We start from the raw sequence: 13963 nt of genomic DNA, 5'->3' as shown, positions 1-13963 counted from the left end.
GAGACCTTTGTCCAATGAGGCGAAGGTCTCTTCGCGTTCTTGGGAAGAAAAAACGGTAGGCTCATCTTATTCGTTCAAGGAGGAGTAGACATGGGTTTCGAATTGCTGCTGGAGTACGGATGGGTTCTGCTCGTATTGATTGCGCTGGAGGGCTTGCTGGCTGCCGACAATGCGCTCGTGCTGGCGATTATGGTGAAGCACTTGCCCGAGAATCAGCGAAAGAAGGCTTTGTTCTACGGTCTGGCCGGCGCGTTCGTATTTCGTTTCGCCTCTTTGTTCGCCATTTCGTTCCTGGTGGATGTATGGCAGGTCCAGGCGCTCGGAGCGCTTTATCTGCTGTTTATCGCGCTGAACCACATCTTCCGTAAAGTTATCGTGAAAAAGGAAGAGAAGAGCGTCGAGGCCAAGGAGGGGAAAAAGCAGTCCGGCTTCTGGATGACGGTGTTTAAGGTCGAGGTGGCGGATATCGCCTTCGCGATCGACTCCATCCTGGCCGCCGTCGCGCTCGCCGTCGCTCTGCCGACGACGAACCTGCCCAAGATCGGGGGAATGGACGGCGGACACTTCATCGTCATTTTTCTCGGCGGCTTCATCGGCCTCCTCATTATGCGGTTCGCCGCGAATCTGTTCGTCAAGCTGCTCGAGGCCCGACCTTCCCTGGAGATTGCCGCGTTCGTCATCGTCGGCTGGGTCGGCGTCAAGCTGGCGGTTCATACGCTCGCGCATCCTTCACTGCACGTCATCCCGCACGATTTCGCGGAATCGACCGGCTGGAAGCTCACCTTCTACGCCGTACTGCTGATTATCGCCTTGAGCGGCTGGTTTCTGTCGGGCAAGAAAAATAAAGATAACGAATCCGTCCGGGCGGCGTAACGCCGACAGAGAGCTGACACAGTTAAACAAATGAAAACGGTCGGTCAGGAGGCTTTATCCTGGTCGACCGTTTTCATGTTTCCCCCTGTCACAAGGGTAACGATCTCGGGATTCATGTCCCCACCTCCCCACTGTATTATCCCGACTTTTCCGCTGTCGTTCAACCTCCCGCCCGGCGCGCTTGTCTTTCAGTCTCCTTCGCCGCAACGGCAACCCTCTATCTTTTCCCTGTTGAAACGACGCTCCGCGGCTGATACACTGACATTAGCTTTCTTGGAGGTGTCGGACTTGGTGATCCATTCCATGCGTTTAAGGTAAGGCTAGAATGAACCGGGCTGCTCGGCCGTTTTTTTTCGCAAAAACGGAGTGGGCTTATTTGTGTTCCATTTTATGGCTTTATCTTTTATAACGAAGGGATGGTTTTTTTGGTGTCGACCCATTGGAAAAAAACGTTCGCGATTCTGTTCACCGGACAGATCTTCTCTATCTTGACGAGCACCATGGTGCAGTTCTCGATCATCTGGCATTTGACGGCAACGACGCAATCAGCCGTTGTGCTGACTACGGCCGGTCTGGTCGGTCTTCTGCCGCAAGCGCTTCTCGGCCCTTTCATCGGCGTATGGCTCGACAGATGGAACCGCAAGCTGACGATGATCGCGGCCGATAGCGCCATCGCCCTGTTCAGTCTGATTCTGGGCGTGTATGCCTATTTCGGCGAACCCAGCCTCGGATTCGTCTACTTGATCCTGCTCGTGCGTTCCATCGCCTCCGCCTTTCACGCCCCGGCCCTGCAAGCGGCCATACCGCTTCTGGCTCCCGAGGATCAATTGACCCGGGTAGCGGGCTGGCATCAGATGGTGTTCTCGGTATCGACCGTCATCGGCCCCGCGCTCGGCATCGCCGTATACTCGGCGACCTCCCTGGGCGTCGTGCTGTTTCTGGATGTCGCCGGCGCGGTGCTGGCGAATCTTATGCTCCTGTACGTTCCCATCCGCCAACCGAAGCCGGAGTCTCGGCAAGCGCCTCATTTTCTGCAGGAGTTCAAGCTGGGATGGCGGACCTTCATTCAAGCGCGGGCCATCGTCGTCGTTACTGCGGCTGCCGCAGTCTTCGGCATCGCGTTCATGCCGCTGGCCACGCTGTTTCCCTTCATGACGCTGTCCCACTTCGGCCGAGGCGGATACAGCGCCAGTCTGATCGAAGCGATATTCAGCATCGGGATGATTCTCGGCGGATTGCTGCTGGCCGTTCTGGCCTCGAAGTGGAAGGATATCACCTATATCTGCTGGAGTCTGTTCGTCATCGGCCTGACCTGCCTGATCAGCGGGGCGATCGGACCGGGCGCCTTCTTGCTGTTCGCCGTAATGTCGTTCCTGATGGGAGCGGCCTCCCCGTTCTTCAACGGGCCTTACATGGCGATGATTCAGAAAGCGTACGAGCCGGAAATGCTGGGCCGCGTCATCTCGCTCGTCACCAGCGTCATGCTGCTCGCTTCCCCGGTCGGGCTGCTGATGGCCGGTCCGATCGTGGACAAATACGGGATTCAAACGTGGTTTTTCTGGTCGGGGGTGGCGACCGTGCTGACCGGAGCGTTACTCTTGGCCGGCTTCAAGAAACTGCAGGTTTCCGATCCCGATCCCGATCCCCAGCCGTAAATATGCCCCTTGTCGGTCTCGGGGCTCTCCCATAAGTACTTCAAGTGGCGATGATAAATGACAGGGGATGTGCCTCCTCCGATGCAATACGCTCCTGAAACCTGAATGAGTAAACCCTTCAGGAGCGTATGAGCAGTCTTCAGGAGGCACATCCCCTTTTCTTTGTCCAGCAACGCTGCTTATTGGAATGCCACCTTTTTCATTGGCCGCGCGTATGATGACGCCCTGTTGACGGTAGAAATCCAAGTTTTACGGAGAGGTCCCTCCCGCATGAATCGCGTCCCCAGGGAAACGGATCGCTCCCACCCCGTTCACCCCCGCATCTAAGTTCACTCTCAGCAATCTCGTCCATTGCCGTTCCTGAAGAACCCGGTGTATTCTAAAATAGAGAGAAAGACAATGATTATCATTATCATAAATTATGGATTCGTTCTGGCATTCGGACGACGCGTTTACGAGTCGATTGACGCTGGAGCTGCTTCCGGATCTATGGCCATAAAGATTATTCGCTAGAGGAGTGCAGAATACGATGCCGCTTAGTCCTTTAATCCCTTCTCCCGAGTCCTCTTTCCCGCATCCTAATGCCATCCCTATGCGGATTGACGGGCTTGCCGAATATGCTGCTTCAGGCCCCCTAGAACCGCTTCCGGGCCGCTCCCAGCTTCTCCTCGTTTGGGGAGGGCAGGGACCTCTGTATATTTGCGATCAGCAGCATCATGCGACTCGCGGATTTACGCTGCTTGGCCGCCCCTCTTCGCAAGCTGTCGCCGTCGATCCGAGCACTTCCTTACAGGGGCTCTATATTGAATTCGTCCACTATCCGTCAAGCGCCGCCGATCGCTGCTCCGGTACGGAATTCGAGACGGTGCGCCACTGCTCGGTCGGCAGCTTGAGGCTGGCCGCCGAGTTGCATATCGCCTGGCAGGATCTGCCGGATGAGGATCAGCCTTATCGGGTGCAATTGCTGTTCAGCCGTCTGCTGGCCGGGCTCTATCAGGATCTGGCAGCGGAACGGGCATCAGCCGAAGGTTGGCTGGCTCAGGCGGTGCAGTTTATCGAAGCCAATTACAACGAGGATCTGACGAGGGAGCAACTGGCGGAGAGGGCGAACGTCAGTCCGGAGCATTTTTCCCGCGCGTTTCGCAAGCATACCGGCCGCACCTTCATGGACTACTTGACGATGCTGCGGATTCGCAATGCCCAAAGCCGCATGCTCGTGGACAATACCAGGCTGAATGCGCTGGCGCATCAAGTCGGCTTCAAAGAAGGTCCGTATTTAAGCCGCAAATTCAAGGAGGTCGTCGGGATGTCTCCAACTGCCTTCCGGCACAAGCCTAAGCGGATAGCCGCGCTGAATCTGAATCATACCGGCATTCTGATGGCGCTCGGCCAAACGCCGGAGCTTGGCGTCTATACTTCCTGGCTGGAGAAGAACAAAGCCCGGATGCATGCGAGGTCCGGAACTGCGCTGAACCCCGACGGGCACACCGCCTCCACCTTATACGATGCGGTGTCCGAAGCCCGGCCGGACATGATCATTCATTACAACACCGCGACGGAGAATACGAGCTTGCTTCCGCTTGCTCCCATCGTCGCACTGCCGTTCCGTACGATGAGCTGGCGAGATCAGCTGCTTGTGATCGCCAATATGCTGAATAAAGCAAAAGAAGCCGAGCAGTGGCTGGCCGGTTACGACGAACAAATCGATCGGATCAATCAAGCACTGGACGAGAAGCTGGGAGACAGGGGAACCGCCATCGTATGGGAGATAGCGCACGGCAAGGCGTACGCATGCAGCGGCAGCTACGGAAGAGGCGCGCACATTCTTTACGGGGATCTCGGATTCCGGCCACCAAGTCCGCACTGGACCGCTCACGGCTACGTAGAGGCGTCGGTCGAGGAGCTTTACTTGCACAAGGCCGATCATATTTTCATAACCGGAACCCCCTCCTCTCCCGGATCCCGTCCCTACCTTCAACGTCTGTTCCAATCGCGTCGATGGTCGGAGATGGAGGCCGTTCGCAACAAGAAGCTTTATTGGCTGCATGAGCCCGATCTTTTCTGCGGGTATGATCCGCTCTCCACGCAGGCGCAATTGAAAATATTGACGCGTCGACTGTTGCCTAATCACAAATTTGCATGAGCGAATATCATTTCTGTACGTAGTCGTATGACCGAATACCTTGTATAGTTTCATTGAGAATCATTATCGATTGCATATTGGAGGTATTCACCTTGCTACATCGCCTTTTAACCTCGCGTAAACTTACCGTTGTCGCAGCCGCACTCTGTCTCTCGCTTCTCGCCGCCTGCGGATCGAACAATGCCGCTCCCGCCGCATCTTCTCCGCCGGCCTTCGAATCGGCCAAGCCCTCCGCTTCGGACAGTCCGTCTGCGGAGCCGGAATTCCGGATGATCGACACCGTGAACGGCCCGATTCAAATCCCGGCGCATCCGCAGCGCATCGTCGCGGAAGAGTATTTGGGCAGTCTGATCGCTTTGGACGTTATTCCTGTCGGCGCTCCCGGGCTGACGCTGCAAAATTATTATTTTAAGGAGGCTCTTAACGGCGTGGCCGATTCGGGAACGTACGGCTCTCCTTCCCCCGAAGCGATCACGAGCTTAAACCCGGATCTCATCATTACGGGCAACAAGGATGTGTATTCGACGCTGAGCAAGATCGCTCCGACTCTGGAAATCCCCTACGGACAATTGAAAAACGCCCATGAAGAGCTCATCTTCTTCGGTAAAATACTCGGCAAGGAAAAAGAGGCCAAAGAGTGGTTGGCGGAGTACGACCGCCGGATCGCGGAAGCCAAGGCCAAAGTCGATGCGGCGATTCCGGCAGATGCCTCTTTCTCTATCATAGAAAGTACCGACAAATCGATCTACGTATACGGAGATAACTTCGGCAGAGGCGGGCAGCCGGTCTATCAGGCTCTCGGTCGCAAGCCTCCGGCTGCAGTCGCCGAGCAAATTATGGAGAAGCAATGGGCGGAAATCTCTGCGGAGTTGATTAGCGATTACGCCGGAGACTATATCGTATTGACGGCTAACGGCCGCACTGCGGAAGACTTTAAGAAGGATCCGGTCTGGAGCAGCATCCAGGCGGTGAAGAACGACCGCCTGTACGTCTGGCCGGAGGAGCGCTCTTGGTATTACGACCCGATCGCGGTGCTCGCCCAGACGGAGGAGCTGGTAGCCTGGCTCACGAAAGAACCGTAGCTTTCCGGCTGGCCCTGTGAATGCGAAGAACCCCTGTGCGCGTTAACTCGTTGCACAGGGGCTCTCTTCATATCAAGTCGGAAACGCCGTGCTCTTAATAGGCTCGCATCTTTTATTTCGAGCGTCCCTCCTGCAGCTTTTTCCACACCGTCTTGTTGCTGTATTCCTTCGACGAGCTGATGTCGGGACCGAACCATTCGGGCGCCTGGAACCGCAGCGCCGCCTCCTCCGACTCGAACTCGACCTCCAGCACTCGAAGCTGGATCTGGTCGTACGTGTCGATCTCGACGAGTGTGCCGTCCCATTCGGCCGTCGTCCGCACTTTCGTCAGGGGGACCGCCCCCAAAGCCCGAATAAGCTGGTCGTACAGACCGGCCGAGATCGAATATTCGATCTCCTCGCGAACGAGCCCGCGGCCGTTCTTGAACGTATGCGTGTACTCCAGCTCCCCGGTGGCCAAATCCTGAATTTTCCTGACTCTCAGCTCCTGAGCCTCGTCTATCGCGAGGTAGGTCTGCTCAATTCTCTGCTCCTTAATCGGAGTCAGCTTGCCTTCCCGCACAACGGAATCCGGGAATTCCGCAAGCAGAAACTTTCTTTCAATCTCCGTCCCCATCCGCCGAGCCTCCATCCTAATTCTGATCCTGTACCTTTGCTTCATTTTACCATAATCGTCCCTCGAGCTCTAAGAAGCCCGTCCCCTTCAGGATCGAATGGCAGCGCGCGAAGCGATCCTCTACAGGGGAACCTGACCCTTTCCACCCTCTTGTCGATGTAAAACACCTGCTCGATCGGCAGGCCGAACACAGACACGATCTTGACCGCGATCGACACCGGAATGAGAATGAAAACTCCGATCCTGCGCTTGCACGAGAAAACGCTGAGATCCTGCCGATCCGACCGCGCCAGGTTTCCTGCCCGCCGCTTCAGCCCCGGAAGAGCGGTCGTCCTCGCAGCAGGGAATCGTTGTCATGCCGCAGTCGCCCCCGTCGTAAAATAGATCAAGGAAGCTCGTACGCCCATCCGATTCGGGGAGGAACACGGAATGAAAATTACGTCCGGAGGCTTCGAGGCCGTCTACTACGGCCGAGTGTTCGCATACGGAATGAATCCGATCGAGATCGTGCTGTCGGAGGAGCGCGATCCGCTGACCTTCGTCTTCTGCATCGAATACGAGCCGGAGAGGAACGATTTCACGACCGATATCCGCCTCGTCCGCTACAACGAAGTGCGTATCGCCTGCGTCAACTTCCCTCGCGGCAAGCCGACCGGCAATCACGACCTGATCCATCTCGGCGTTCTGAACAATCGTCCGCTCTCGCTCCGTTACGAGGTTACGATCAACTACGAAGCGACTTATTGGTCGCTGACATTCACCTTTTTCGCGGGAGAGGGGGGGCCCGGACGTGAATAAAATTGAAATACAAGACCCGAAGGTGGCCAGCAAGATTATCGCCGCGAACTCGGAAAGCGAGAAAAGAAAAGCGGAGCTCGGCTTTCTGGGCAAGTTTTTCGGCTCGGGCGACAATGTCCGCTTGTACATCGTCGGCACGATCTCGCTGGCCGTTCTTCTGATCGCGCTGGTCTACACGCTGACGCCAGAGAAGTATCGCTCTCCGGACTTCGGACTTAAGGAATTGTGGACGCTGGTCGTCCTGCCGGTCGAATCGACGATTATCGGCTATTTGATCGGGTCGCGGTCGAAGGAGGGCGGCGGCTGAATGGGTTGAAACGCGACCTCCGATCTCCGTTCTGCGTATGAATACATAGAGGATACGTAACTAGGAGGTTGCCGAATGAGGCTCGTTCTGGAAAAGGTGGAAAAAACCTTCGACAACAAGAAGGTGCTGCGGGGAGCGGATTTCCGCTTCGAGCAAGGCAAGATTTACGGGCTTCTCGGGCGCAACGGCGCAGGCAAAACGACACTGTTCAACTGCCTGAGCCGAGAGCTGCGAATGGACGGCGGTAAAGCGTGGCTGGAACGGGACGACGGAGACAGAGCCGAACTGAAGGAAAGCGATATCGGCTACGTCTACTCGACCCCGATTCTGCCGGATTTTCTGACCGGATACGAGTTCGTTCGGTTTTACTTGGAGGCTAATCCGGACAAAATCCGGGAGGATGTCGATCTGGACGGCTGGTTCGAGCGTCTGCGGTTCGACCGGGACGATCGTCACCGGTTGATTAAAGGGTACTCTCACGGCATGAAGAACAAGCTGCAGATGCTGCTCTTCCTGATCGCCCAGCCGCCCGTCATTCTGCTGGACGAGCCTCTGACCTCGTTCGACGTCATCGTGGCGCTGGAGATGAAGCAGATGCTGCGGGAGATGAAGCGGGATCATATTCTGATTTTCTCGACCCACATCCTGCAGCTGGCGACCGACTTGTGCGACGAGTTGGTCGTGCTGAACAACGGCCTGCTGTCCAGCGTGCCGTCCGATCTGCTGCACAGTCCCGAATTCGAGCAGTCGGTGATCGAGCTGCTGAAGGATGATCCCTCCCATGCTTAGGATGCAGCGGCTTCTGCTGGCCATTGCCGTATCGTCCTTCGTCAACCGGCTCGTCTATTATATTCGCCGCCTGCCGCTGATCGGCCCGAAGGTGCCGGAGAGCCTGTACGCCGGCCTCTCCTGGAAGCGGGGAGCGGCCGTCGCGGGCCTGCTGCTGGGCATCGTCTGGTCCGCGGCGGTTCAACTGGCCTACGTCGGCCTGTTCGTCTATTGGCCGGTGAAGGCTTCGGGCGTCGAGACGCTGCCCGCGTTTCTGTCCGTCCTGCTCGTCCTCAGCTTCCTGGTCGGCCCGATCGTGAACGCCAGGGTGATGGAGACGAAGCGCAGCAAGTTCGTGGCGGTCAAGCTTCTGCGCCTGCCGCCGGCGACTTACATGCGGTCGACGTTGGCCTACCGCTACACCGTCTTCTTCATGGCATTCGTACCGGCGCTCGTCCTCTTCGTGCCTCTGGCCGGCGGATCGCCGCTGGACGGCGCTCTAATCGCGCTCGCTCTGGTCGGCTGGAGAGTCGTCGCCGAATTCGTTCACCTGCTCGTCTTCCAGAAGACCGGAATCGTGCTGATCAAACAAAACCTCTTCGTCTGGCTAAGCCTCCTGGCGGGCGTCGCGCTCGCCTACGGTCCGCTGCTGCTGGACGACGCTCCCCGCTTCGGCATCGTGCTGACGGCTTATCCGTTCGTCCTGGCGCTTGCTCTGCTTGGCGCGGGCGCCGCCGTACTGCTGGCCCGTTACCCCGATTATGCCGAAGCGGTCGACGCCGCAGTTAAGCGGGACGACCCGCTGCTGAATCTCGGGCAGGTTATGAGCGACGCGAGAAAGGCGGACGTAGTCGTCAAGGCCGGCGACTACAAGTCGGCGGACATCGAGGAGGCTCCGCAGAGCGCGATCGGGGAACGGCTGCGCGGCTACGCCCGGCTGAACGCCCTGTTCTTCCAAAGGCATCGCCGGTTTATCCGCAAGCCGCTCGTCAACCGGCTCATCGGCATCTGCGGAGCCGCGGCGGCGGCGGCCCTGTTGGCGGCGTCCGTCGGCGCGCCGGAAGGCTGGACGCTGTCCACGCTGCTTCCTTTTCTGCCGTTCGGGCTGTACTCGCTGGCGATCGGCGAGCGGTTCTGCCGGGCGATCTTCTACAACTGCGATCTGCCGCTTCTGCGCTACGCCTTCTACCGGGAGGCGGCGGTCCGGCACTTCGCCATCCGGCTGAAGCGGCTCGGAGGCATGAACCTGCTGCTCGGAACGGCGCTTGGCGCTGCGCTGACGGCGGTGGCCGCGGCGGCGGGCTGGCCGCTTGACGCCGGCCTGCTGCTGCCGATGTGGATCGCCGTACTGGCGCTTTGCTGGCTGTTCTCCGTTCATCATCTTCTGCTGTACTACTTGCTGCAGCCCTACACGCCGGAGATGAACGCCAAAAATCCGCTGTTCTTCACGCTCAACATCGCCGTGTCCGCTCTCTGCTGGATAACGCTGGTCGCCAAGCCGGGCCCCGTGGAGATCGCTGCGGGAACGGCGGTTCTGGCGGCTGTGTACTCGGCCGCCGCGCTTCTGCTCGTGCGCCGCTACGGACCGAACGCCTTCCGGCTGAAGTAGCGGAAATGCCGCAATCCAGCGATATAGATGCACAACATACCTAAGCGCCGTCCCTCTATAATGGGAATCGAGAGTGCGAACCTACCCCTGAGGAGGCATGCGGCTATGAATTGGCAGTCGGCGATCGTACAGACGCTGCGCACGACGAAGGCGAACCTCTCCCGCTTCGGAGACCGGTTTCCGATCGTCAGCAAAGGCAACGGAAAATACGTCCTGGACGACCACACGTCCTGGACGGAAGGCTTCTGGTCAGGCATTCTGTGGCTGTCCTTCGAATATTCCCAGGAGCCGGTCTTCCGGGAGGCTGCGGCGAACACCGTCGCGTCCTTAAGGCGGCGGCTGGAGCGGAACATCCACATGGACCATCACGATATCGGATTTCTGTATTCCCCGTCCGCCATGGCGCAATGGATGCTGGAGAAGGACGAGCAGGCCAGAGCCCTCGCTCTTCAGGCGGCCGACGCCCTCATGAGAAGATGGAGAGAACGATCTCAGCTGTTCCAGGCCTGGGGACCCGAGAACGATCCTCTGAACGGCGGCCGGATCATTATCGACTGCCTGATGAACCTCCCGCTGTTGTATTGGGCGACCGAACAGACCAGCAACCCGATCTATGCCGAGAGAGCCCGGATTCATGCGGATCGAAGCCTGCGCTACCTTGTCAGAGGAGACGATTCCTCCTACCACACGTTCAGCTTCGACCAGCAGACGGGCGATGCCATTCGCGGCAGCACCCACCAAGGGGCGCGGGACGGATCTACGTGGACGAGGGGACAGGCTTGGGGCGTCTACGGCTTCGCGCTCGCTTACCGGTATTTGCGAGAGCCCCGGTATCTGGAGGCGGCCCGGCGGCTGGCCCGCCACTTTATCGCCCGGCTGCCGGAGGACCATGTCGCTTATTGGGACTTCGACGTGCCTCAGAAGGAAGGCACGCCGCGGGACAGCTCGGCTTCGGCCATCGCCGCGTGCGGCATGCTGGAGGCTGCGGAGCATCTGCCTTCGGGCGACCCCGATCGGGAGCTGCTGCTCGATGCGGCGAACCGCTCGATGGCCTCCTTGACGGACCGCTACTTCACGGCGGGCTCCCTCGAGGAGGAGGGCTTTCTCCGACACGGCTCCTATTCGGTCAGAGATCGCGTCTCTCCGGACGACTTCGTCATCTGGGGCGACTACTTCTATCTCGAAGCGCTGCTCCGTCTTGATCGGGGAGCGCCGGGCTACTGGTACGAGAGATAGCTTGCGCCAAGAGAAGCCTTGTCGGCTGCAGCCGACAAGGCTTCTCTCTCCTGTGGAGTTGCGCTCGTTCGCGTCGGCTCCGTATAATGAAAGCAAATGAAAGCACCGTAATCGCACGGACAAGGAGCCCATGGCGACATGATCCAGCCTCAAGAGTTCGGGCCTGAGCCCGGCTCGTTCACGTTCAACTACCGCAAGCAGGACCCGGAATCGTACTTTCACCATGCGCATCGGGGCATCGAGCTTCTATATATTTACGAGGGCCACGGCGAAATCCGGGTGGACAACCGCATCTACCCGATCGAGAACCACTCCCTGGTCTGGTTCCAGCCCTACCAGCTCCACCGGGTTGCCGTCCCTCCGGTGCCGAACCGCTCCTACATTCGGACCATTCTGACGTTCGATCCGTCGTTCGCGGACCGTTACCTGGCCCCGTTTCCTGCGCTGGAGCGTTTTTTTCGCTTGCTTCAGAACGGCCATCTCCGCCGGCAATGCTTCCCCTCGCTGAAGGACACGCCTCTGGCCGAGCAATTGCGGGAATGGCATGCGGCGGCCTCCCGCCCTTCGCCGCACCGCGACGAGGAGCTGGGCTTTCTGCTGATCTCGCTGATCCGTTCGCTTAAAGCGCATGTCTTCGCAGACGAAGCCCTCGTCGAGGCCGTCCCTTCGCGCGCCCGCTCGCATGCGGAGCGAATCGCCGAGTGGCTGGACGGCCGATACAAGCAGCCCTTTAGGCTGGAGCAGCTGGCGTCCGGCCTTCATCTGTCTCCCTACCATATCTCCCGCGTCTTCAAGAAAGCGACCGGGATGACGCCGTCCGAATATTTAATGCGGCGCCGCGTCCGGGAAGCGTGCATCCTTCTAGGCAATACGTCGCTATCGATTCAGGAGATCGCATCGGAGCTCGGAGGGCTGTCCGCCTCTTATTTCTGCGAGATGTTCAAGAAGGCGAAGGGCGTATCGCCCGACCAATATCGGAGGAGCATTCGTTAGCTCGTCTTCATCGGCGGCCCGCGGCGACGGGATTCCCCGTGTGGCCGGCCCGGCACAGGACAGAGGGACGCCCGTCGGCCGGGAGCTCTCGCTGCTCCGGTCCGGACCAGGTCGTTCTCTCCTTCGCCGAAGGAGCATGCCCCTGCAGGCGCGAGGCTCGCTTAGCGCTTGCGAACAGAACGCGTTACGGGGACTTCGCGCCAAGTAACCGTTCGGTCTGAATCTACAGCTGCGCTTACTTCCGATTTAATGCCCGGTGAACGACAGCCGCGAGCGCGGCTCCAACCAGCGGAGCGGCAAGGAACACCCACACTTGCTCCAGGGCGGTGCCTCCCAGCAGAACGGCCGGGGCGAGGCTTCTGGCCGGATTGACCGAGGTTCCGGTCAGGGCGATGCCGAGAATATGAACGAACGCAAGCGTCAGCCCGATCACCAGCCCTGCAATTCTGCCGTTGCCTTCCTCCGAGGTGACTCCTAGAATCGTATAGACGAAGACGAAGGTCAGAATGATCTCCACGACGATCGCCATCGTCAGCGAAATCCCGATGCCGTAGCCTTCCCCGAAGCCGTTGGCTCCCAGACCGGTCACGGCTGCGCCCGTCGAGTCGATGATCGCGTACAGAACCGCCGCTCCCGCCAGGCCCCCGGCAATCTGGAAGAGGACGTACAGAAGGAAGTCGCCGCCCGAGAGCTTGCGTCTCATCCACATCGCCAAGGAGACCGCAGGGTTAATGTGGCAGCCGGATACCGGCCCGATGGCATAGGCCATCGCCACGATAGACAACCCGAATGCCATCGCGATGCCCAGATTGCCCAAATTTCCCCCGGCCGTCGCCGCGCTCCCGCAGCCGAACAAGACCAGCACGAACGTACCGATAAATTCCGCCAATCCCTTTTTTAACGAAGCTCCCATAACCAACCTCCATTAGATAGGTGAAATCAATCCCTACAGATTTCGCTTCATTATAGCTTTCGGACTTGAAGCATTTCTGAACAGACACAGGAACCTGCCCAATCTTGACAATGTGCGCTTCGATCATCTATGATTCACGTGATCAAAGCGGGGGAAATAATGTCTTGCGGATAGGAGTGACCCGTCGGTGGCGAAAATCCACAAACAACTGATGCACGAACTGGTGTCTGAGGAAATACAGAAATATATCGAAGAGAAGAATCTGCAGGAGGGAGACAAGCTGCCTTCGGTTGAGGAGATGACGAAGATGTTCGGCGTCGGCCGTTCCTCGCTGAGAGAGGCGCTGCGGCACCTGGAGGCGATCGAGATCGTGAAGGTCGTAAACGGCAAAGGCATTTTCGTCCGCGACGTCGGCATTTACCGTTTTGCCGGCAAGGTTAAGATCGAGAACGAGAAGCGTTTCCTGCTGTCGATTCTGGACGTGCGGAGAGCGCTCGAAGGCAAGGCGGTGGAGCTGGCCGCCAAGCGGATCAATCCGGCGCAGATCGCGGAGCTTGAGGAGATCCTGCGAGAATACGACAAGCGGAGAGAAGCGGACCTCGACACCTCGAAGATCGATCTGGCCTTCCATCGCAGCGTCATGCGGGCAGCCTCCAACCCGATTCTGTTCAGCGTGCTGGAGTCCATATCCGCCATGTACGAGAAGTTCTTCAACGAGCCGCTCGGCGACAAGCGGCTGTTCGACGAGACGTACCCTTTCCACCGTTCGATGTTCGAGGGCATCGCCGCACACGACCCCGAGCGGGCGACGGCGGAATTCGATAAAATGATGAACCGCATCGAGGAAATTATTAAAACCTATTAACGAAGCCGATCGCTCGCCGACCGCATTCTAGCAAGGCTTGACAAAACAAGAAATTTGTATTGACGCCTTGAAGCCGTTTCATTACACTATAACCTATCAGACAGG

Annotated in this window: 13 protein-coding genes; 11 read left to right on the top strand and 2 right to left on the bottom strand. The window is 58.4% G+C overall.

The window, feature by feature from the left end:
* Nucleotides 1-90: 90 nt before the first annotated feature.
* The 4 genes from ACFO3S_RS21695 to ACFO3S_RS21680 all read left to right on the top strand — a co-directional run bounded on the left by ACFO3S_RS21695 (nt 91) and on the right by ACFO3S_RS21680 (nt 5753).
* Nucleotides 91-873 (top strand): TerC family protein, encoded by a 783-nt coding sequence (locus ACFO3S_RS21695; RefSeq protein ID WP_378100357.1) that lies wholly within the window; start codon nt 91-93, stop codon nt 871-873.
* Nucleotides 874-1301: 428 nt separating this feature from the next.
* Nucleotides 1302-2528 (top strand): MFS transporter, encoded by a 1227-nt coding sequence (locus ACFO3S_RS21690; RefSeq protein ID WP_378100355.1) that lies wholly within the window; start codon nt 1302-1304, stop codon nt 2526-2528.
* A gap of 529 nt (nt 2529-3057) precedes the next feature.
* Complete coding sequence (locus tag ACFO3S_RS21685; RefSeq protein ID WP_378100352.1) at nt 3058-4671, top strand: ABC transporter substrate-binding protein; 1614 nt, start codon at nt 3058-3060, stop codon at nt 4669-4671.
* Nucleotides 4672-4763: 92 nt separating this feature from the next.
* A complete protein-coding gene (locus ACFO3S_RS21680; protein WP_378100350.1) occupies nt 4764-5753 on the top strand; it encodes an ABC transporter substrate-binding protein in 990 nt (329 codons plus the stop codon).
* Nucleotides 5754-5865: 112 nt separating this feature from the next.
* Here the strand turns inward: ACFO3S_RS21680 and ACFO3S_RS21675 are convergent, their stop codons facing one another.
* A complete protein-coding gene (locus tag ACFO3S_RS21675; protein ID WP_378100348.1) occupies nt 5866-6369 on the bottom strand; it encodes a CYTH domain-containing protein in 504 nt (167 codons plus the stop codon).
* 429 nt (nt 6370-6798) lie between these two features.
* Between ACFO3S_RS21675 and ACFO3S_RS21670 the strand changes: the two genes are divergently transcribed.
* The 6 genes from ACFO3S_RS21670 to ACFO3S_RS21645 all read left to right on the top strand — a co-directional run bounded on the left by ACFO3S_RS21670 (nt 6799) and on the right by ACFO3S_RS21645 (nt 12080).
* Nucleotides 6799-7167, top strand: a complete 369-nt coding sequence (locus ACFO3S_RS21670) for a DUF6864 domain-containing function (RefSeq protein ID WP_378100346.1) — start codon at nt 6799-6801, stop codon at nt 7165-7167.
* Complete coding sequence (locus tag ACFO3S_RS21665) at nt 7160-7474, top strand: hypothetical protein (protein ID WP_378100344.1); 315 nt, start codon at nt 7160-7162, stop codon at nt 7472-7474. Before ACFO3S_RS21670 ends, ACFO3S_RS21665 begins: the two co-directional genes overlap by 8 nt.
* A 75-nt stretch (nt 7475-7549) precedes the next feature.
* Nucleotides 7550-8263: an ABC transporter ATP-binding protein gene (locus ACFO3S_RS21660; RefSeq protein WP_378100342.1), complete on the top strand. Its 714-nt coding sequence runs from the start codon at nt 7550-7552 to the stop codon at nt 8261-8263.
* Nucleotides 8256-9851 (top strand): hypothetical protein, encoded by a 1596-nt coding sequence (locus ACFO3S_RS21655; protein WP_378100340.1) that lies wholly within the window; start codon nt 8256-8258, stop codon nt 9849-9851. The genes ACFO3S_RS21660 and ACFO3S_RS21655 overlap by 8 nt, the downstream gene beginning before the upstream one ends.
* Nucleotides 9852-9956: 105 nt before the next feature.
* The gene (locus ACFO3S_RS21650) at nt 9957-11087 is read left to right on the top strand and encodes a glycoside hydrolase family 88 protein (RefSeq protein WP_378100338.1); all 1131 of its coding nucleotides are present in this window, start codon (nt 9957-9959) and stop codon (nt 11085-11087) included.
* A gap of 138 nt (nt 11088-11225) precedes the next feature.
* Complete coding sequence (locus ACFO3S_RS21645; protein WP_378100336.1) at nt 11226-12080, top strand: helix-turn-helix transcriptional regulator; 855 nt, start codon at nt 11226-11228, stop codon at nt 12078-12080.
* A 235-nt stretch (nt 12081-12315) separates the two neighbouring features.
* Here ACFO3S_RS21645 and ACFO3S_RS21640 read toward each other — a convergent pair whose 3' ends face one another.
* Nucleotides 12316-12993: an aquaporin gene (locus tag ACFO3S_RS21640; protein ID WP_378100334.1), complete on the bottom strand. Its 678-nt coding sequence runs from the start codon at nt 12991-12993 to the stop codon at nt 12316-12318.
* A 187-nt stretch (nt 12994-13180) separates the two neighbouring features.
* Here ACFO3S_RS21640 and ACFO3S_RS21635 point away from each other — a divergent pair, with 187 nt between their 5' ends.
* Nucleotides 13181-13858 (top strand): FadR/GntR family transcriptional regulator, encoded by a 678-nt coding sequence (locus ACFO3S_RS21635; RefSeq protein WP_378100332.1) that lies wholly within the window; start codon nt 13181-13183, stop codon nt 13856-13858.
* The last annotated feature ends 105 nt before the right edge of the window (nt 13859-13963 follow it).

Origin of the sequence: Cohnella hongkongensis (genome assembly GCF_042654645.1) — a bacterium.
Lineage (GTDB): Bacteria > Bacillota > Bacilli > Paenibacillales > Paenibacillaceae > Cohnella > Cohnella hongkongensis.
This window is presented reverse-complemented; position numbering and strand designations above follow the sequence as displayed.